Below are 19,465 nucleotides of genomic sequence, written 5' to 3'. Positions count from 1 at the left end.
GCCAAAAGCTGCATGATTAAATGATTCCTCTCATTTTCACGCCTTCATCTGCTAAAGCTCCCTACTACCCCTTCAAATTCGTTAAATCGTTGTTAAACCACTTTTACAATTACATACATAAAAAAACTACTAATCTGCATTTGAGTAAACAAAAATGCAAACATCCCAGCCTCGCCATTTATTTTTACTTCATCACTGAGATGTGAGATTCATTCAATGTCAGATCAAAAAAAAGGACTGAGCAGAAGACGTTTCCTCGGCGCAGGATCGCTTATTGCACTCAGTTCCCCCCTAGCTACAGCAGCAACGATCAGCGGTGGTACAGGTACACCATGGACAGCGGATGAGGCATCACCGCCGCCTAAAATAGACCCGCAACAGTGGGAGTTTTTTACGCCAAAAGAGAGGGTAATTGTAGATGCGTTGGTCGAAACGCTGATCCCAGCCGATGAGCTGAGTCCAAGCGGTAAAGAGGCGGGATGTACGCTGTTTATTGACCGCCAAATGGCAGGGCGATTTGGTCAGGGTTCTCGTCTTTATATGAATGGACCTTATGGTGCATCACCTCTTGCATCTCAAGGCAGGCAATCGCCTCTAACGCCCGCTGAGGAGTTTCGCCGCGGTCTGACAGCATTCAATAACTTTTGCATTAAAGAATATAAAAAAGCATTCAACGAGCTAACTGAAGATGCACGTGAGGCTGCTCTTCATTTGCTTGAGGCTGGAAAGATCGTGCTGCTGGGCGAAGTCAGCAGCAAAGATTTCTTCAAAACCTTGTTGGCACGCACCATGGAAGGCTTTTTTGCCGATCCCGTCTATGGCGGCAACCGCAATATGGTGGGATGGAAAATGATTGGTTATCCCGGCGCGAAATACGACTACCTCGATTGGATTGAACGCCATAACGAAACCTATCCACATCCTCCCGTTAGCATCTACGGTTACACGCCCGAGTCCTAAATGAATACTGAAATCAAAAAGCTCCCTAAAAAAGATATTGCCATTGTAGGTCTTGGCTGGGCGGGTTCGATCATGGCAATCGAACTTGCCAAAACAGGACTGGATGTCATTGCGTTTGAACGTGGTCCCTGGCGTGATACCGCTGATGACTTCAACGTTGGATACGTACAGGACGAACTGCGTTATGTAGTGCAGCAAGAGCTGATGATCACCGCTGCAGAAGATACTTATACCTTCCGCAATGCGTCTCACCAGACTGCGCTCCCCATAAGAGAATATGGCTCCTTCTTGCTGGGGACAGGTCTAGGTGGCTCGGGAGCGCACTGGAGCGGTTTGACCTGGCGCTACAACCCGACTGACTTTGAATTACGATCTCATTTAACCCGGCGTTATGGTGAAAAGGCGATTCCAGATGACCTTTTGATTAAGGATTGGGGTATTACCTATGACGAATTGGAACCTTATTACACCAAATTTGAGCGCATGGCTGGCATTGGTGGTAAAGGCGGCGTCATAAACGGACAGGTTCAGGAAGGTGGGAATCCTTTTGAAGGTAATCGCTCAGAAGATTTTCCTTTACCGCCAATGAAGATGACCTTTGCGGCAAAGCTGTTTGCTGAGTCAGCCAGAAAAATAGGTATGAAGCCTTTCCCGACGCCAAGCGCGAATGCGTCGGGTGTTTACACCAATACCTATGGTGTAACGATGGCACCTTGCACTTACTGTGGATACTGCTCGCGTTGCGGATGTGCCAATTACTCCAAATCAACCCCGCAAACCAATATCATCCCTGCGCTTATGCGTTACTCCAACTTTACGGCTCAGGTTCAATCTGAAGTTCTGCATGTTGTGATGGATGAAAGCGGAAAAGTTGCCACTGGCGTGGTTTATATTGATGCCAGTGGGCAACGCTACGAGCAGCCAGCTGACCTGGTGATTCTGACCGCGTTTACCATACCAAATGTACGCTTGCTGTTTGCCTCTGGGATTGGCGAACCTTACGATCCAAAAACCGGTAAAGGGCTGATTGGTAAAAATTACGCCTACCAAACCAACTCCAGTATTCAGCTATTTTTTGAAGATAAAAACTTCAATCCGTTTATTTCTGGTGGTGGTGTTGGTCAGGGTGTCGATGAATACAACGGTGACAACTTTGACCATAAGGGATTGGGCTTTTTTGGTGGCGCTTGCATCATGTCGAATGTCACCAGTGGATGGCCAATTACCAATCGTATGACGCCGCCAGGTACGCCCAAATGGGGCCGTGAATGGAAAAAAGCGACCAAACAACACTACCTGAGTACTACGGTGGTCAGGACGCAGGGAAGTTCTTACCCCACGCGGTCAAACTACCTCGATCTCGATCCTACTTATAAAGACCGTCATGGCCGTAACATGATGCGCCTGACGTTCGACTTCCCAGAAAATGACTTGAAGATGTCTGCTTACGTTACCAATAAGGCGCTGGATGTCGCGAAAGCCATGGGTGCCAGCCAGACCGTTATGCACGTGCCACAAGGGCCTTACAATATCGTTCCTTTCCAAAGTACGCATAATACGGGCGGAGCGATTATGGGAGAGTCGCCCAAAGACAGCGTCGTGAATAAATACCTGCAATCCTGGGATGTGCCCAATTTGTTTGTCATTGGTGGGTCAGCATTTCCGCAAAACGCGGGATATAACCCAACCGCAACCGTTGGCGCACTGGCCTATTGGGCCGCAGATGCCATCGTCAAACAGTATCTCAAGCAACCCGGTCCATTGGTGCAGGCATAATGAAAACCGTTAAACCGATAATAACTGCCACTCTACTTGCTGTTTTGAGTGGGATGAACGTCAGCTATGCGGCCAATACCTTCTTCCCAGACATTGAAAAGGGGCGCTATCTCGCCACGGTTGGCGATTGTACGGCGTGTCATACGCCAGAAGGGGCTAAACCGATGTCAGGGGGAAAGGCGATTGAAACTCCATTTGGCAATCTCATTGCACCTAATCTAACGCCAGATCGTGAAACCGGCATTGGCGCCTGGACAGATGACCAGTTCCTGCGTGCGATGCAGGAAGGGATTGGGCATAACGGTGAATATCTTTACGGTGCGTTTCCTTACACGGCCTACACCAAAGTTTCAAAGCCCGACCTGCTGGCAATCAGAGCGTATCTCAATACTTTAGAACCGGTGCACAACAAGGTTGAGTCAAATCAGCTGCCATTCCCGTTCAATATTCGGGAAAGCCTGATGGGCTGGAACTTGCTTTTCTTCAAGAAAGGAGAGTTTAAACCGGACCCAACTCAGAGTGCGGAATGGAATCGTGGAGCGTACCTAGCTGAAGGTCTGGCGCACTGCTCGACATGCCATAACAGCAAGAACTTCCTGGGTGGAGATACCAGTGATGGACATCTCCGAGGTTACACCCTTCAGGGATGGGTTGCGCCGACCATCACAGGCGATAAATATCAGGGCCTCGGCAACTGGAAGGCTGAAGACATCGTCGAATATCTCAGAACCGGCAGGAACCAGTTTGCAGCAGCGTCAGGTCCTATGGCCGAAGTAATAACTAATTCAACGCAGCATATGCAAAGCGATGATTTACGTGCGATAGCCATCTATTTGCTCAGTCAAAAAGCCGATATCAAACCGCCTAAGCCGGTGAGTCCAGATGATGAAGCGATGAAGCTTGGCCAGCAGGTATACGCCGTCAACTGCTCAGCGTGTCACATGGCAAATGGTGAAGGTGTAGCAAAAATGTTCCCTTCACTAAAGGGCAGCGGTTCTGTTCTGGCCGATGATCCTGCCACATTGACGCGCGTTATTTTACGCGGCGCGAAAGCTGTCTCAACCGATGCGGCACCTACAGGCCCAGCAATGCCTGCATTTGCCTGGCGTTTAAGTGACAAAGATGCGGCTGCAGTAATGACATTCGTCCGCAACAGTTGGGGAAATGCCGCTCCGCCAGTGTCATCCAGCGTGGTGACTAAAGCGCGTCAAGAGGCTCAGGCCAATCCGTAATAATTTGAGAGACTGAAAGGAACTCACCGTAATGAATCACAGCTGCCATAGCGGCAACCCAACTTCTGGTAATGGCGTCTGGCTGGCGTTATTGGTGGCTGTCACATTTTTTATGGAGAATCTCGACGCCACGGTTATTGCAACCGCGATCCCCCAAATGGCCAAAGATTTTAGCGTTAGCCCGGTTGAACTGAATATCGGCATTAGCGCCTATCTTCTCGCCGTGGCCATCTTTATCCCCATCAGTGGTTGGCTGGCTGGTCGCATTGGTGCCCGATACGTTTTCGCTGGTGCGATTCTGCTATTTACGCTTGCTTCAATAATGTGTGGTCTGAGTAACGATTTAGCGATGTTCACTTTAAGCCGGGTGCTGCAAGGTGTTGGTGGCGCGCTAATGGTACCGGTTGGTCGAATGGTGGTACTCAGGATGACGGCCAAAAAAGACATGGTGAAAACCATCGCGTTTATATCATGGCCTGGATTGATTGCTCCTGTGCTGGGACCGCCGTTTGGTGGCCTAATCGTGACTTACAGCCATTGGTCATGGATATTCTGGCTGAATATCCCTTTAGGTCTTATCGCCCTCGTCGCGACATTTTTCCTCGTGCCGCAAACCAAAGATGTTATCAAGCGTCACTTTGACGTGAAGGGCTTTATTTACACGGCAGCGGCGTGCGTGATGCTGATCGTTGGATTGGAGTTTCTTGGTCACAGCAAAGTTGAAAGCGGCTTTATGTTGATAGCTGGCGGCATCTTATTTGGTCTACTTACTTTCCGTCACAGCCTGAACCATAGACATCCGCTATTGCCTTTTAATGTCATGACGATTACCACATTCAGAAGCGCAGTAATAGGCGGTTCATTCTTCCGGGCATCCATTAATGCCATTCCGTTTTTGTTACCCTTGTTGTTTCAGATCAGTTTTGGCTGGAGCGCGGTAGAGGCAGGCTCAATGGTGCTATGGGTCTTTGCGGGGAATCTTGCCATGAAGCCTGCGACTACCTGGCTAATGAAACGTTGGGGCTTTAGACGCTTACTGTTAGGGAATGGGGTTATAAGCCTATTCGCTATTTTGAGTTGCGCGATGTTGGATCCAAGCATGGGCTATTTCACTATTGCTTTAATATTATTTGTCGGGGGACTTACGCGCTCCCTCCAGTTCAGTTGTTATAACAGTCTTGGCTTCGCGGATATACCTCAGGAAAAGATGAGTGATGCATCCGTAATTTTTAGTATTTTCTTCCAGTTCGCAATGAGCGCAGGCATAGCTATCTCAGCACTGGCGCTGCGAATGTCGATGCTGTGGAATCACCATCACTCACCACTGCAAGCGGATGTTAAGTTGGCTTTTATCGGGGTATCACTCCTGGTGATATTTTCCATGATTGATGTCTATCGGCTTGAGAGAAACGCAGGTGAGCAGGTGCTTAATTAATTGAGAACGGAGAGGGAGTTGAATGGCCATTGCAAAAAAACACGTATTCATTGCTCATTCGAGCAGAAGCGAAACAGCAATCACCGAAGTTTGACAAAACCTGAGGTTTGGTTGACAGATGTCATAATGATTGCAATTATTTACGCCAACGAGAAAAGGGCATCAGCGCTAACTGATACCCTTTCTTGAAGATTTTTATGTTCAATCTTGGATGTTGCATCTACACATGCAGCCATCGTTGCTTTGAACACCATCTTCGTTTAGACACCCGTTAGAGATCTCACTTCTAACCAGTGTGCTTCGATGTATGGTGCCCGGACGCGGAATCGAACCACGGACACGGGGATTTTCAATCCCCTGCTCTACCGACTGAGCTATCCGGGCAACGGGGCGCATTAAACCCTACTCGCGCGGCACCGTCAAACGCTTTTCGGCAAAAATCAGCTGACTGATGCCTTTTAAAGCAACCTCCAGACCAACAGGTAAAAAAATATTCACCTATCGCTGTTATAGGTGAATTTTTAATCGCTTGTGCCGATAACCGAGCTGACATCCTATACCAATAATAAGGTTCGCTCCATGTTCAGCACAATTGCATCAGGAATCTTGTCACGTCTTGCGTGGCAAAAGCGCAGTAATAGCATGGCAACGCTCAGTTCGCTGCAAGACGCTATCGCTATGGTTGAATTTACTCCAGAAGGAAAAATCCTCACCGCTAATGAGCTGTTTCTTGAGCGCATGGGTTATACGCTCAAAGAGATCGTCGGCCAGCATCACAGCATGTTCTGCACCGCAGATTTGCTCAACTCGCCACAATACCGCGACTTCTGGCGACGCCTGAATCGCGGTGAAGGCTTCAGCGACAAATTCCTGCGCGTGGCGAAAAACAGCCGCCCTATTTGGCTGGAAGCCAATTACGTGCCGGTGCAGGATCGCAGCGGTCGGGTGATCAAAATCGTCAAACTGGCGAGCGATATCACCGCGCGCATCATGGACGCCCAAGAGCAGCGCGCCATGACCACCGCGATTGAGCGTTCAATGGCGGTGATTGCCTTCAATCTCAAGGGCGAAGTGTTGATGACCAACGACAACTTCCTGAAAACCATGGGATACAGCGCGTCAGAAGTAATCGGCGTGCATCACAGCCAGTTTTGTCCTCCGGAGATGCGCAATAGCGACGAGTATCGCCGTTTCTGGCACAAGCTGAATCAGGGCGAATTTATCTCTGGCCAGTTCCAGCGCGTGAATAAACGCGGCCAAACGGTATGGCTGCGCGCCACTTACAACCCGGTGTTTAACGAAACCGGCGAGCTGTACAAAGTGGTGAAGTTCGCCACCGATGTCACCGCGCAGGTGGAGAAGAATCAGCAAGAACGCGAAGCGGCGCAGCAGGCGTATCAAACCGCGCTGCAAACCAGCGAAAGCACGCGTCTTGGTGCCACGGTGATTGAGAATAGCGTGCAGACCATGAATGATTTGGCCGGCGAGCTGCATGGCATTTCCGGCGATATCAATGATCTGAGCGAATCTTCAGACCGCATCGGCGCGATTGTCGAGAGCATCCGTCGGATTGCCGATCAAACCAACCTGCTGGCGCTTAACGCGGCGGTGGAAGCGGCGCGCGCCGGTCAGCATGGGCGTAGTTTTGCCGTGGTCGCCAATGAAGTGCGCACGCTGGCGGCCAACATTAACCGCGCCACCACCGAGATTGAGAACATGGTGCAGCAGAACCATACGCTGGCGGAGAAGGCGCTGAAAGGTATCGCATCCAACCTGAAACGTGCCGATCAAGGCGTGGTGCTGGCGAAGGAAGCCGGCGGCATGATGGCGGATATTCGCGGCAGTTCCAGCGAAGTGGTGCGCGCGATTGGGCACGTTACGGCGGCGCTGAAGGAAGAGTGATTTCTAGCCAGGTCGCCATGAATGGCGACCCTACGGGATTTATAGCGATGTTGAGTTAAGAATACGCACGACTGCTGCAGCGACGGTGTTGAGGCGACATCCCAAACCGCTGAGCGAATGAGGGATTCCAGGGCGAGCCGCAAGGATGCGGCGAGAGGTGGCGCTGAGCAGGAGCGAATCGACACCGGTCCGTCAGGAATCGTGATTGAGTGAAGGTACCGCGAAGCGGCGGGTTGGGCTGGCGCAAGGCCCGGGAGTGCAGAGGGCGTGGCCAGACGCCCTCTGCTCGGTCGCCGCACGAAGTTACTGCAACTGCCTCAGCGTAGGGCGAACGAAAGTCGCTCGGTGCTTAACTGAGCGGCACTACGCCATGAATGGCGACCCTACGGATCATAAAAGTGTCACAGCCGCACAGTAATCTAAGATAATTCCTAATCAACGTCAGATTCCTCTATGCAGCTGCCTGATTTACGCGCAGGCCTTGCCTCCTTGTCGAGTCGTTCTCGTGCGCGTTCGCTGTGCATTGCCGTGCCGTTTGTCAGTCCCGCGATGGACAACACGGCGGTGATGGCGTTGTTTACCGAGCACAAAGATCTGATTGGTTTGCCAGTGATCGAAAACGGTACGCCGTTTGGCATGATCAACCGCCATATCTTCCTGTCGCAAATGTCGCGCCCGTTTTTCCGCGAACTCTACGATCGTAAAAGCTGCATCGCCTTTATGGATAAAGAGCCGCTGGTGATCGATGCCGATACCGAGCTCGATCAGGTAGCGCAGCAAGTGGTGGCGACCGGCGATAAATCGGTGACCGACGGCTTTATCCTCACCGAGCAAGGGCGCTACATCGGCATCGGGCTGGGCATCGATCTGATTCGTACTGTGTCAGATTTGCAGCATCAACAGCATCAGCAAATTTTGCAGAGCATCGATTACGCGCGCGTGATTCAGGACGCAATGCTCGATCGCTCAAAGCAGCAGATGGCGCAGCAGCTCAGCGATTGGTGCCTGCACTGGCAGCCGCGCGATGGCGTCGGCGGCGACTATTACGCCTTCCATCAGGATCAACACGGCTGGCTGGCGCTGATTGCCGACTGCACCGGCCACGGCATTCCCGGCGCGTTTATGACGGTGATCCTGCAATCGGCACTGGAAAATGCGCTGCAGCAGAATCGGCGCGCGCCGTCCGACGTGCTGCAATCGCTCAATCGCCATATCAAGCAAACCCTTGGCCAGCTCAATGCTTCGCAGCAAACCTCGCTGTCGAACGACGGCTGCGATGCCATCGCGCTGCGCCTCGATAGCGAAAATCATCAGCTTTCATGGTCGAGCGCGCGCATGCACGCGCTGCTGCATAGCGCTGGCGGCGAGGCGGAATCGCTGAAGGCCGACCGCGTTGGCGTTGGCTATACCGATACGCCGCAGGATTACGTCTGGCCGCAGCAGCAACGTACGCTCAATCCCGGCGACATGCTGCTGGTGATGACCGATGGCGTCACCGATCAGCCCGGCGGTGAACGTCACATTATGTTTGGCAAAAAGCGCATTCAGACGCTGCTGAATCATTATCAAACGCTGCCGATGTCGGCGCTTTCCACGGCATTCGAGCAGGAATTTCTTCGTTGGCAAGGCAACCAGCCGCGACGCGATGACGTCACCTGGTTTGGCTTCCGCTATTAGAGTCACGTTATGACACCAGCTTCGAACCTCAGCCGCGTCCCACCCGAAAGCGTGGCGCTGCACTACACCGGCCTCTTTTCGCCGCAGAACATCACTGCGATGGGCGAAGTGATCAAAGTGTTTCTTGAGAATCAGCAGGCGCCGGTCAAAGTGCGGCGTCGCTTGTTCTCCAGCTTTGTCGAGATCGTGCAAAACATCCTGCGCTATTCACAAGACAGCCGCAGCACCAGCCACGCCGAGCAGGATTTTCGCTTCGGCACGGTGACGCTGCACGTTGAAGGCGACAACTACGTGCTGGAGAGCAGCAATCAGGTGGATGAAGTCGCCTGCGAGCAGCTGCGCTACTGGCTCGACCTGCTACGCACCATGAGCAACGAAGAGATTAAACAGGCGTATCGCGTGGGATTGCGTGCCGAGAGCCCCGCCACCAGCAAAGGGGCCAACATTGGATTATTAACGCTGGCGCGCGACGTCAGCGAACCGCTGGAGTATGAACTGCGTCCGTTGGCCTCCAACGGTTACGCCACGTTTTGGCTGAAAGCCACCATTCACCAGGATTGATCGATTGATGCAAAACCTTGTTATTGCTGCCACAGAGAGCACGCCCGAAGTGAGTTTTGATTTTGCCGCCGGCCAGTTTGCCCTGCGCGGTGAATCCTGGCCGGAGAACGCGGCGGCGTTTTACCGTCCGCTGCTGGACGCCTTAGAGAACTGGCAGCCGCAGCCGGGCGGCGACGTTGAAGTGAATATCGCGCTGCGCTACTTCAACAGCTCCAGCACTAAAATGCTGTTCAGCCTGTTTGACCTATTTAACCAGCGTGCGCAGAGCGGGCAAACCGTGGCGCTCAACTGGTTCTTCGACGCCGAAGATGATGTCTCAGAAGAGTTTGGTCAGGAGCTGGCGCTGGACTTTACCGATCTGCAGGTGAATCTGCAGGCGGAAATGGCATCGTGATGGACCTCAACGAGCTGTTCCGCGAAGAGAGCGATGTGCTTAATCGCTCGCAGGATGTGGCGGCTCAAACCACGCTCAGCGCTGAGGATTATCGCGATGCGCTGCTGATGGTGAATCGCCATTATCAGCGTCTGATGCGTGAAACCTATCGCATGATCTCGCGCAGCGACCGCGCCGAGCGTGAGCTCAATCGCGTCAACGAACAGCTGCATCAGCTGGCGCAGGAGCTGGAGTACAAAGCCAGCCACGATCCGCTAACGGCGGTGTGGAATCGCGGGGCGATTATCCAGCGCATCAGCCAGACGCTGAGTAACGGCGCAGCGGCGCTGATCATTCTGGATATCGACCACTTCAAACGCATTAACGACGAGTTCGGTCATCCGATGGGCGATAAGGTGATTTGCGCGCTGGTGTCGCGCATTCAGGCGCACTGCCCGGCAGAAGCCAGCATTGGCCGCATTGGTGGCGAAGAGTTTACCGTGCTGCTGCCGCACTATCGCTTATCTGATGCGGTGATTGTGGCGGGCGCGATTCACGCCTCGCTGAATGCTTCACCGCTGGCGGTGTTGCCCGGCCAGTTGGTGACCGCCAGCCTTGGCGTCAGCTACGGCAAGCCGGGATCTGATTTTGAGACGCTGTATAACAACGCCGATGTGGCGCTGTACGACGCCAAAAATCATGGCCGCAATCGGGTGTTCTTCCGCTGATTACTGTGCCGCCGTTGCTACCGGCGGCGGTGTTGTTTCCGGCACAAAGATGTGGTCGAGAATATTACGCATCAGCGGCGCTGCCGTGACGCCTTCGTTGCCGCCGTTTTCCAGAATCAACGCCACCGCTACTTTGGGATCGTTAAACGGCGCAAACGCGGTGTAGAAGATGTGGTCTCGCAGGCGCATTGGCGTCATTTTGGCGTTATAGACCTGATTCTTTTTCAGGCTGAATACCTGCGAAGTACCCGATTTCGCCGCAATGCCGTACGGCGCGGTGTGGAAGTATTTGTAGCCGGTGCCGTTTGGCGCATTCGCCATGCCGAACATGGCGTGGCGCACCAGCGACCAGTACGGCGATTTGGCATCGCCAATCTGCGGCTGCGGCAATTTTGCCTGATACGGCTGCACCACCGTGCCGCGCTGCGATTTCTCCAGCAGATGCGGATTAATGACGCGGCCATTATTCAACAGCGCCACCAGCGCTTTCACCATCTGAATCGGCGTCGCCACCCAATAACCTTGCCCAATCCCAACCGACACGGTATCGCCCTGATACCACATCTTTTTGTGCACTTTTTGCTTCCATTCACGGCTTGGCAATAATCCGGCGTACTCTTCGTTGAGATCGATACCGGTGGATTTGCCGTAACCAAACTGGCTCAGCATGGTGTGGATGCGGTCGATGCCCATCATGAACGCCACCTGATAGAAGAAGCTATCCGCCGACTCTTCGATGGCTTTCGTCACGTCCAGCATGCCGTGACCGGTTTTTTTCCAGTCGCGATATTTACGATCGGTGCCCGGCAGCGTCCAGGTGGGCGCGCCAAATATCGTGAAACTCGGCGTGATAACTTTGGTCAGCAGCGCCGACATCGCCATATAAGGTTTTACTGTGGACGCCGGCGGATACAAGCCTTGGGTGACGCGGTTGATCAGCGGCAGGTCTTTATCCTGCAGCAGGGTTTTATAGGCTTTGTAGCTGATGCCTTTGACGAACGGGTTGGGATCGTAGCTCGGCGCGGAAACCATCGCCAGCACGCTGCCGTCATGCGGATCTTCAATCAGCGCCGCCGCACGTTGCCCGGCCAGTTGGCTCTCGACATACTGCTGCAAATGCAGATCGAGCGTTAGCGTGATGTTCTGACCGGCCACCGGCGGCACTTCTTTCAGCACGCGCACGATGCGGCCGTGGTTATCCACTTCCACTTCCTGATAGCCGGTTTTGCCGTGCAGCAGCGATTCGTAATAGCCTTCAATGCCCTGCTTACCGATGTTGTGGTCCGCCGCGTAGTTCTCGCCAACGCCTTCTGCATTCAGGCGTTTGTAGTCGTTATCGTTGATTTTCGAGACGTAGCCGAGCACGTGCGCCAGGTCGGCGCCGTAAGGATATTCGCGGTCCTGATAGGTATCGACGGTAACGCCGGTAAAGCGGAATTGATTGACGGCGAAGCGCGCCACCTCTTCGTCAGTCAGTTCCGCTTTCAGTTCAACCGGTTTGTAGCGGCTGTTCTGTTTGAGCTCGTGCTCGAAGGTTTCAATCTCTTCCGGTGTGAGATCGACAATCGGCGTCAGCTCCTTCAGCGTTTCCTGCATGTTGTCGATTTTGTACGGCGTGATGTGAATGTCGTACCAGCTGACGTTGCGCACCAGCGGAATGCCGTTGCGATCAAAGATCAGTCCGCGCGTGGGCGCGATGGGGATCATTTTGATGTCGTTCTCGTTGGAACGCGTCTGGTAATAGCTATGCTGATCGACCTGCAAGCGATACAGGTTGATGCCTAAAATGGTAAAGCAGATGACAACCAGGGCAAAAGCGACAATCGCACGGCGGGCAAACAGCTTTTCTTCTGCTTCGAAATTACGGAAATTCATCAGGTGGGCTTAGTCTCTTTGTTATCACGCTAATGATAAGCAGAGATTGCTTTAGAGCCAGCACGAAGATGCACAAGCCTGGGTAAAAGTGTGTCAGATGTTTACGGGGGGAAGCCAGGTCGCCATTAATGGCGCCCCTACGACGAATGTAGGGGCGGCATTTATGCCGACCTGGTTTAACGCAGTGATTAATCGCCCAGCAGCACTGACTCCAGCGCGATCTTAATCATATCGTTGAAGGTGGTCTGACGCTCAGCCGCGGTGGTCTGCTCGTGGGTGCGGATGTGATCCGACACGGTACAGATGGTCAGCGCTTTGGCACCAAACTCTGCTGCCACGCCGTAAATACCCGCCGCTTCCATTTCCACGCCGAGAATGCCGTACTTCTCCATCACGTCGAACATCTGCGGATCTGGCGTATAGAACAGATCGGCCGAGAAGATGTTACCCACGCGCGCATCAACGCCCAGCGCTTTTGCAGCATCAACCGCGTTACGCACCATGTCGAAGTCCGCAATTGCGGCGAAGTCGTGGTCCTTGAAGCGCATGCGGTTCACTTTGGAATCGGTGCAGGCACCCATACCAATCACCACGTCGCGCAGTTTCACGTCTGCGCGCACCGCGCCGCAAGAACCGACACGGATGATCTTCTTCACGCCGAAATCGGTGATCAGCTCTTTGGTGTAGATCGAGCAAGATGGAATGCCCATGCCGTGACCCATCACCGAAATCTTGCGGCCTTTATAAGTCCCGGTGTAACCCAGCATGCCGCGCACGTTGTTCACTTCCACCACATCTTCAAGGAAGGTTTCAGCGATGTGCTTAGCGCGCAGCGGATCGCCCGGCATCAGTACGACGTCCGCGAAATCACCCATTTCTGCATTAATATGAGGCGTTGCCATGGTTATTTTCCTTATTAAATTTGGGGCGCTGTTTTACAGCATGCTCTTGCCGTAGTCCATGCTGGACAGGCCGAAATATTTTGCGATGGTCTGGCCGATATCAGCGAAGGTATCGCGATATCCCAACGATCCTGGCTTCACATTCGGGCCGTAGATCAGAATTGGGATGTGCTCACGCGTGTGTTCAGTACCTTTCCAGCTTGGATCGCAGCCGTGATCGGCGGTGAGGATCAGAATGTCACCCTCTTTCACCAACTCCATCAGCTCTGGCAAGCGACGATCGAAGAACTCCAACCCGCCCGCATAACCGGCGATATCGCGACGATGTCCCCACGTTGAGTCAAAATCAACGAAGTTAGTGAACACAATCGAGGTATCTGGCGCTTTCTTCATCTGCTCGATGGTGGCGTTGAACAGCGCGTCTAAGCCGGTGGCTTTAACTTTCTGCGTGATGCCCTGCTCGGCGTAGATGTCGGCGATTTTACCCACCGAAATCACTTCACCGCCCTTCTCATCGACCAGCTTTTTCAGCATGGTCGGCGCAGGCGGTTCCACTGCCAGATCGTGACGGTTGCCGGTGCGCTCGAAGTTGCCCGCTTTGTCGCCGACGAACGGACGCGCAATTACGCGGCCGATGTTGTAGCCGCCATTGGTCAGCTCTTCACGGGCGATTTCGCACAGCTCGTACAGGCGGTCGAGGCCAAAGGTCTCTTCGTGGCAGGCAATCTGGAACACCGAATCCGCCGAGGTGTAGAAAATCGGCTTGCCGGATTTCATGTGCTCTTCGCCGAGCTGGTCGAGGATCACCGTGCCCGATGAGTGACAATTACCGAGATATCCCGGCAGATCGGCACGTTTCACCAGAATATCCAGTAGCTCTTGCGGGAAGCTGTTCTCTTTGTCGCTGAAGTAGCCCCAATCAAACAGCACCGGCACGCCGGCGATTTCCCAGTGGCCCGACGGCGTATCTTTACCGGACGACAATTCGCTGGCGTAAGCGTACGCACCGATGATTTCCGCGTTGGGATCGAGGCCTGGCGGGAAACGACCGGTGGAGAGCTCAGCCGCTTTGCCGAGGCCCAGTTTGGTCAGGTTGGGTAAGTGCAGCGGGCCTTCGCGGCCTTCATTGGCGCGGCCTTCGAAACAAGCTTCGGCGATATGGCCGAGCGTGTCCGATCCTTCATCACCGAATTTATCGGCGTCTTTACTGGAGCCGATCCCAAAGGAGTCGAGAACCATAATAAAAGCACGTTTCATGCAAGTCTCCTGCGCAATGCGCGATGACAAGTCAAAAAAAAGCGATCAGATCAGTATACCCGAACGGCCGCTGCCTGGCACGAAGAAGCGCCAGTTATTCGCTGACGCGACGATAAACTACTGGCGTGATCGCTGGCGCAGTATCGCTCAGCGTGATGGCCGCTTTAACGGCGGCGGCGGCCTGTTGCCACTGCGCTTCAGACGCGGCGTGGATAATCGCCAGCGGACGCTGCGCATCAACTTGCGCGCCGAGCGTGGTCATGTCGCTCAGGCCCACGCTGTAATCAATGCTGTCGCTGGCGCGCTGACGGCCACCGCCAAGCGCAACCACTGCCATGCCGAGCGCACGCGTATCCATTGCGCTGACGATACCGGCGCCATCGGCGTACACCGCTTTGCTTAGCGTTGGCGCTGGCAAATAGCTGTCCATGCGCTCGATGAAATCGACCGGGCCATTTTGCGCCGCCACCATGCGGGCAAACACGTCAGCGGCTTTACCGTTATCCAGCACCTGCTGCAGCTTTTTGCGTGCATCGGCGTCGTTTTCAGCCAGTTTGCCGGAGATCAGCATTTCCGAGCACAGCGCCATCGTCACTTCCAGCAGGCGCGGATTGCGCGCTTCGCCGGTCAGGAACTGCACCGCTTCACGCACTTCCAGCGCGTTACCCGCAGTAGAAGCCAGCACCTGATTCATGTCGGTGAGAAGAGCAGTAGTTTTGCAGCCTGCGCCGTTCGCTACGCCAACAATCGCCTGCGCCAGATTTTCTGAGGCTTCGAAGGTCGGCATAAAGGCGCCGGAACCCACTTTGACATCCATCACCAGCGCGTCCAGTCCTTCCGCCAGCTTTTTGGCGAGGATCGACGCAGTGATCAGCGGGATCGAATCCACGGTGGCGGTGATATCACGCGTGGCGTAGAAACGTTTGTCGGCCGGTGCCAGCGAATTGGTCTGGCCAATAATCGCGATGCCGACGTCTTTAATAATCTGGCGGAAACGATCGTCGCTCGGGAAGATATCGAAGCCCGGAATCGCTTCCAGTTTATCCAGCGTGCCGCCGGTATGGCCGAGGCCGCGCCCGGAGATCATCGGCACATAACCGCCGCATGCCGCCACCATCGGGCCGAGCATCAGCGAAGTGACATCGCCAACGCCGCCGGTGGAGTGCTTATCAACAATCGGGCCGTTGAGATTGAGCGATTTCCAGTTCAGCACCGTGCCGGAGTCGCGCATCGCCATGGTCAACGCCACGCGCTCGTCGAGCGTCATATCATGGAAATAAATGGTCATCGCCAGCGCGGCAATTTGACCTTCTGAAACGCTGTTGTCGCGCACGCCGTTGATAAAGAAGCGGATCTCCGCTTCACTCAGCGCCTGGCCGTCGCGTTTTTTACGAATAATTTCTTGTGGCAGGAACACGGTTGCCTCCCCGGAATAGAGAGGTCGCCATAAATGGCGACCCTACGAACATCGATATGAACTTAATAACCCGCTTTGCTGGTCGCGGTTTCGTGGCCCAGCGTATTCAGCAGGCTTGCCAGCAGGCTGGAAGCGCCAAAGCGGAAATGACGCGCATCCGCCCAGCCTTCACCCAGCAGATCGTCCGCCAGCTTCAGATACAGCGCCGCGTCTTCCGCAGTGCGCACGCCGCCCGCCGGTTTGAAACCAACCTGCTGCTTCACGCCTTTATCGCGGATTACTTGCATCATGATCGCCGCCACTTCTGGCGTCGCGTTGACCGGCACTTTACCGGTGGAGGTTTTGATGAAGTCGGCGCCCGCATCAATAGCGATTTCCGAAGCGGCACGAATCAGCGCTTCGTCTTTCAGCTCGCCGCTTTCGATGATCACTTTCAGCAGCACGTTTGCCTGTGCGCAGGCTTCTTTACAGGCTTTCACCAGCTCGAAACCGATGTCACGGTTGCCAGCAATCAGCGCACGATACGGGAACACCACGTCCACTTCGTCAGCGCCGTAGGCGATGGCCGCGCGGGTTTCAGCCAGCGCGATCTCAACGTCATCGTTGCCGTGCGGGAAGTTGGTGACGGTGGCGATGCGGATTTCCGGCGTGCCCTGCTCGCGCAGCGCTTTACGTGCCGCCGGGATGAAACGCGGATAGATGCAGATGGCAGCGGTATTACCGGCTGGGGATTTCGCCTGACGACACAGCGCGATCACTTTCTCGTCGGTGTCATCTTCGTTCAGGGTGGTTAAATCCATCAGTTGCAATGCGCGCTGTGCTGCTGCTTTCAGGTCGGTCATGATGCTCTCCAAAATTCAGATCGGCGGGCACAATCCACCGGGGAATGTGACAATTCTAACAACTACCGTGACGATGAATTGCGCTTCGTGTCACACGAAAAAGAAAACCTGTCATTTAAATACAGTTATTTAGTGATGTGAATCACAAATAACCACCAGTCAGGCCGAAATGCGCCGCGATGGCCGTTGTTATTATTATCACAAAAATGGGCGCGAAAGTGTACTCTCAGCTTTATCAATGTAGCTAATCAGGCGTAAGGCAGCGTAAATGCAGAATCTGTCGGGGGGAGAATCAGGCAGGCAAGGTGAACAGCTGCTGGCTGTTATGCCACAGCGCGTCGGCAATCACTTCGGGAGATTCACTGCGTAACTGGCACAACACGTCAAACACGTTGCGCGCCCGCTCAGGACGATTGGGCTGGCCCTGAAAACCTTGCAACGGCATATCGGGCGCGTCGGTTTCCAGTAATAACGCACTGAGCGGCAGGCTGGCGATGGTGTTGCGGGTTTTACTGGCGCGTTCATAGGTGATGGTGCCACCCACGCCAATCGCATAGCCGAGCTGAATAAAGCGCTCTGCCTGCTGCTGGCTGCCAGCAAAACCATGTACCACGCCACGGCGCGGCAGATCGTGACGACGTAAGTGCAGCGCCAGCTGATCGTGGGTGCGACGCGAGTGGAGGATCACAGGCAGATCGTACTGCTTCGCCAGCTTGAGTTGCTTATCGAGCAGCCGCGTCTGTTTGGCAAATTGCGCATCGTCCATATAGAGATCGAGACCGATCTCGCCGATCGCCACCCGCTTGCTATCCGGCTTTTTCAGCCAGCGCTCTAACTCATCAAGATGCGCATCTTCCTGATGCTCAGCGATATTGATTGGATGCAGGCCGAGCGCGGCATACAGCGCCGGATGCTGCTGCGCCAGTTGCGTCACCCGCGCGAAACGGCTGGCGTCCACGCTCGGTACAATGATGCGTTCCACGCCCGCCTGCGCAGCGCGCGCAATGCTGGCGTCTGCATCGTCAACGAACGGCGGGAAATCGAAGTGGCAGTGCGTATCGATAAACTTCATGCCAGCGAGCCTTTATCATAATCCGCATCGTTTTCCGCCAGCGCGGGCGTAATCAGTGGGCGGTTGTCGGGTGAATTCGCCACAGCGGCTGGCGGCGTAACCGTGGTTTGCCGTATCAGCGGCTCGGCATCACTCAGCCATTGACCGAGCGTGGCGAGGAAATAGCGCCCGCTGCGGCGGCCTAAATGGTAATCCTGATTCAGCGATGATAAGCGGCTGCCAAGCGCCATGCTCGCCAACGGTTTCGGCGGACAGATTTCGATGATGCGCAGGTTATCCGGCGGTTGCTCGATGAACTGCTGAATCTCGCGATAGCTCTCTTCATGCTGATGCAGGATGTTGATCATCGGCTGCAAGGCGCTGTCAGACAAGAAGCGCTCCATGCGTTTAAACCACTTCGGCGTGTATGAAACCTGCGACGGCACGGTGCGGATCACGACAATGGTATCCGCGCCGCGGCGTGCGGCTTCGCGTACCGGGATTGCATCGCTGATGCCGCCATCCAGATAACTCACGCCGTCCATTTGCACGCCGCTGCGGTAAAAGCCTGGAATCGCGCTGGACGCTTTTAGGATGTCATGCCAGTTGGAGCTAATCGGATTGAAGTACTCGGCGCGGTAATCATCGCTGCGGCAGGCGCACATATAAAACTCGCTGCCTTTGGCAAACAGCCCTTCGGCGGTATTGAGCGCCAGCGGGAATTCCTGTTTGGTGATGTCGATCAGCCAATCGAGATCGATAAGATGTCCGCCGCGCACGAATCGTAGCGGATCAAAAAACAGTTTGCTGGTGGTGTAACGGGAGATCACGCGTCGCGCGTAGCCAGGCTGGCCACAGACAAACGCCGACAGATTTTGTGCCCCGGCCGAGGTGCCGAGTAACAGTTGAAAGGGATTGAAACCTGCGCGTTGAAACTCATCCAGCACGCCTGCGGTAAAGATGCCGCGCTGGCCGCCGCCTTCGCACACCAAGGCGATTTTACTGGATTTGAAAGGGGTTAAAGCTAGCGGTTCAAGTGAACCTAACGTCAACGGAATACGTGTTCCCAATGGATGTCCCTCAGTGTTGCTTGCTCTGAGGGAGTCGCCGAAGCAGCATCCCGGAGAACCAGTCATTGTCGTTCCCTGACCAATTGCTTCTGCAATCGTTGCGGCTTCGTAGTATGCCGCAAATGACCGGTCTCCGCTTTAGGTGACTCGCGGGTTAGCGTCTATTGAGACGCAAGTAGTCAGGGTCGTTTGCGCCCGGTAAACAGGCTCACGAGGAACAGAATAATACCGACAATGAAGACAATTTTAGCTGCCCATGCTGCCGTACCCGCCAGACCGCCGAAACCTAATGCTGCAGCAATCAGAGCGATGACCAGAAAGATAATACCCCAACGAAACATAAGCCTCTCCTTTACCATTGTGAAAATCGAACTGCTTATTTACACCTTTGTTTTTATTACGAAACG

Annotated in this window: 17 protein-coding genes and 1 tRNA gene; 9 read left to right on the top strand and 9 right to left on the bottom strand. The window is 54.2% G+C overall.

All coding sequences use genetic code 11. From position 1 onward, the window contains the following. Nucleotides 1-216: 216 nt before the first annotated feature. Genes BM323_RS07875 through BM323_RS07860 form a run of 4 tightly spaced genes read left to right on the top strand, consistent with a single transcriptional unit; the run spans nt 217 to nt 5,403 of the window. Nucleotides 217-960, top strand: a complete 744-nt coding sequence (locus BM323_RS07875) for a gluconate 2-dehydrogenase subunit 3 family protein (protein WP_091003515.1) — start codon at nt 217-219, stop codon at nt 958-960. Further along, the gene (locus BM323_RS07870; RefSeq protein ID WP_091003511.1) at nt 961-2,736 is read left to right on the top strand and encodes a GMC family oxidoreductase; all 1,776 of its coding nucleotides are present in this window, start codon (nt 961-963) and stop codon (nt 2,734-2,736) included. Beyond that, a complete protein-coding gene (locus BM323_RS07865; RefSeq protein WP_091003508.1) occupies nt 2,736-3,968 on the top strand; it encodes a c-type cytochrome in 1,233 nt (410 codons plus the stop codon). The genes BM323_RS07870 and BM323_RS07865 overlap by 1 nt, the downstream gene beginning before the upstream one ends. Nucleotides 3,969-3,999: 31 nt before the next feature. Continuing rightward, nucleotides 4,000-5,403, top strand: a complete 1,404-nt coding sequence (locus BM323_RS07860) for an MFS transporter (protein ID WP_091003505.1) — start codon at nt 4,000-4,002, stop codon at nt 5,401-5,403. A 308-nt stretch (nt 5,404-5,711) separates the two neighbouring features. Here BM323_RS07860 and BM323_RS07855 read toward each other — a convergent pair. Beyond that, a tRNA-Phe gene (locus tag BM323_RS07855) sits at nt 5,712-5,787 on the bottom strand. A gap of 195 nt (nt 5,788-5,982) precedes the next feature. On the opposite strand from BM323_RS07855, the gene BM323_RS24695 reads away from it, so the two are divergent. The 5 genes from BM323_RS24695 (at nt 5,983) to BM323_RS07830 (ending at nt 10,644) form a co-directional block, all read left to right on the top strand. Beyond that, nucleotides 5,983-7,305, top strand: a complete 1,323-nt coding sequence (locus BM323_RS24695; RefSeq protein ID WP_008103272.1) for a methyl-accepting chemotaxis protein — start codon at nt 5,983-5,985, stop codon at nt 7,303-7,305. Between the two features lie 453 nt (nt 7,306-7,758). Beyond that, nucleotides 7,759-8,982, top strand: a complete 1,224-nt coding sequence (locus BM323_RS07845; RefSeq protein WP_008103274.1) for a SpoIIE family protein phosphatase — start codon at nt 7,759-7,761, stop codon at nt 8,980-8,982. A gap of 9 nt (nt 8,983-8,991) precedes the next feature. Next, nucleotides 8,992-9,543 (top strand): SiaB family protein kinase, encoded by a 552-nt coding sequence (locus BM323_RS07840; protein ID WP_008103276.1) that lies wholly within the window; start codon nt 8,992-8,994, stop codon nt 9,541-9,543. A gap of 7 nt (nt 9,544-9,550) precedes the next feature. Beyond that, nucleotides 9,551-9,937: a DUF1987 domain-containing protein gene (locus BM323_RS07835; protein ID WP_008103278.1), complete on the top strand. Its 387-nt coding sequence runs from the start codon at nt 9,551-9,553 to the stop codon at nt 9,935-9,937. Further along, the gene (locus BM323_RS07830; RefSeq protein ID WP_085982347.1) at nt 9,934-10,644 is read left to right on the top strand and encodes a GGDEF domain-containing protein; all 711 of its coding nucleotides are present in this window, start codon (nt 9,934-9,936) and stop codon (nt 10,642-10,644) included. Before BM323_RS07835 ends, BM323_RS07830 begins: the two co-directional genes overlap by 4 nt. On the opposite strand, the gene mrdA is transcribed toward BM323_RS07830, so the two are convergent. From mrdA to BM323_RS07790, 8 genes are all read right to left on the bottom strand, one after another. Continuing rightward, the gene (gene mrdA / locus BM323_RS07825) at nt 10,645-12,519 is read right to left on the bottom strand and encodes a penicillin-binding protein 2 (RefSeq protein WP_008103282.1); all 1,875 of its coding nucleotides are present in this window, start codon (nt 12,517-12,519) and stop codon (nt 10,645-10,647) included. It abuts the gene before it with no gap. 188 nt (nt 12,520-12,707) lie between these two features. After that, nucleotides 12,708-13,421, bottom strand: coding sequence for a purine-nucleoside phosphorylase (gene deoD / locus BM323_RS07820; RefSeq protein ID WP_008103284.1), 714 nt, complete (start codon nt 13,419-13,421; stop codon nt 12,708-12,710). Between the two features lie 33 nt (nt 13,422-13,454). After that, nucleotides 13,455-14,678 carry a phosphopentomutase gene (gene deoB, locus BM323_RS07815; protein WP_008103285.1) on the bottom strand — a complete coding sequence of 408 codons (1,224 nt, stop codon included), beginning with the start codon at nt 14,676-14,678 and terminating at the stop codon, nt 13,455-13,457. Nucleotides 14,679-14,772: 94 nt separating this feature from the next. Further along, nucleotides 14,773-16,095, bottom strand: a complete 1,323-nt coding sequence (gene deoA, locus BM323_RS07810; RefSeq protein ID WP_008103287.1) for a thymidine phosphorylase — start codon at nt 16,093-16,095, stop codon at nt 14,773-14,775. Nucleotides 16,096-16,157: 62 nt separating this feature from the next. Then, complete coding sequence (gene deoC, locus BM323_RS07805; protein WP_008103289.1) at nt 16,158-16,937, bottom strand: deoxyribose-phosphate aldolase; 780 nt, start codon at nt 16,935-16,937, stop codon at nt 16,158-16,160. Between the two features lie 292 nt (nt 16,938-17,229). Continuing rightward, nucleotides 17,230-18,009 carry a metal-dependent hydrolase gene (locus BM323_RS07800; protein ID WP_008103291.1) on the bottom strand — a complete coding sequence of 260 codons (780 nt, stop codon included), beginning with the start codon at nt 18,007-18,009 and terminating at the stop codon, nt 17,230-17,232. After that, the gene (locus BM323_RS07795) at nt 18,006-19,058 is read right to left on the bottom strand and encodes a patatin-like phospholipase family protein (RefSeq protein ID WP_008103294.1); all 1,053 of its coding nucleotides are present in this window, start codon (nt 19,056-19,058) and stop codon (nt 18,006-18,008) included. Before BM323_RS07795 ends, BM323_RS07800 begins: the two co-directional genes overlap by 4 nt. A 179-nt stretch (nt 19,059-19,237) precedes the next feature. Beyond that, nucleotides 19,238-19,399: a DUF1328 domain-containing protein gene (locus tag BM323_RS07790; RefSeq protein ID WP_007893192.1), complete on the bottom strand. Its 162-nt coding sequence runs from the start codon at nt 19,397-19,399 to the stop codon at nt 19,238-19,240. Nucleotides 19,400-19,465: the final 66 nt, after the last annotated feature.

This window comes from Pantoea sp. YR525, from assembly GCF_900116775.1.
GTDB classification, from domain to species: Bacteria; Pseudomonadota; Gammaproteobacteria; order Enterobacterales; family Enterobacteriaceae; genus Pantoea; species Pantoea symbiotica.
This window is presented reverse-complemented; position numbering and strand designations above follow the sequence as displayed.

Coding starts and splice junctions, on each gene's coding strand:
- BM323_RS07875 (WP_091003515.1), top strand. CDS start 217: ATGTCAGATCAAAAAAAAGGACTGAGCAGAAGACGTTTCCTCGGCGCA.
- BM323_RS07870 (WP_091003511.1), top strand. CDS start 961: ATGAATACTGAAATCAAAAAGCTCCCTAAAAAAGATATTGCCATTGTA.
- BM323_RS07865 (WP_091003508.1), top strand. CDS start 2,736: ATGAAAACCGTTAAACCGATAATAACTGCCACTCTACTTGCTGTTTTG.
- BM323_RS07860 (WP_091003505.1), top strand. CDS start 4,000: ATGAATCACAGCTGCCATAGCGGCAACCCAACTTCTGGTAATGGCGTC.
- BM323_RS24695 (WP_008103272.1), top strand. CDS start 5,983: ATGTTCAGCACAATTGCATCAGGAATCTTGTCACGTCTTGCGTGGCAA.
- BM323_RS07845 (WP_008103274.1), top strand. CDS start 7,759: ATGCAGCTGCCTGATTTACGCGCAGGCCTTGCCTCCTTGTCGAGTCGT.
- BM323_RS07840 (WP_008103276.1), top strand. CDS start 8,992: ATGACACCAGCTTCGAACCTCAGCCGCGTCCCACCCGAAAGCGTGGCG.
- BM323_RS07835 (WP_008103278.1), top strand. CDS start 9,551: ATGCAAAACCTTGTTATTGCTGCCACAGAGAGCACGCCCGAAGTGAGT.
- mrdA (WP_008103282.1), bottom strand. CDS start 12,519: ATGAATTTCCGTAATTTCGAAGCAGAAGAAAAGCTGTTTGCCCGCCGT.
- deoD (WP_008103284.1), bottom strand. CDS start 13,421: ATGGCAACGCCTCATATTAATGCAGAAATGGGTGATTTCGCGGACGTC.
- deoB (WP_008103285.1), bottom strand. CDS start 14,678: ATGAAACGTGCTTTTATTATGGTTCTCGACTCCTTTGGGATCGGCTCC.
- deoC (WP_008103289.1), bottom strand. CDS start 16,937: ATGACCGACCTGAAAGCAGCAGCACAGCGCGCATTGCAACTGATGGAT.
- BM323_RS07800 (WP_008103291.1), bottom strand. CDS start 18,009: ATGAAGTTTATCGATACGCACTGCCACTTCGATTTCCCGCCGTTCGTT.
- BM323_RS07790 (WP_007893192.1), bottom strand. CDS start 19,399: ATGTTTCGTTGGGGTATTATCTTTCTGGTCATCGCTCTGATTGCTGCA.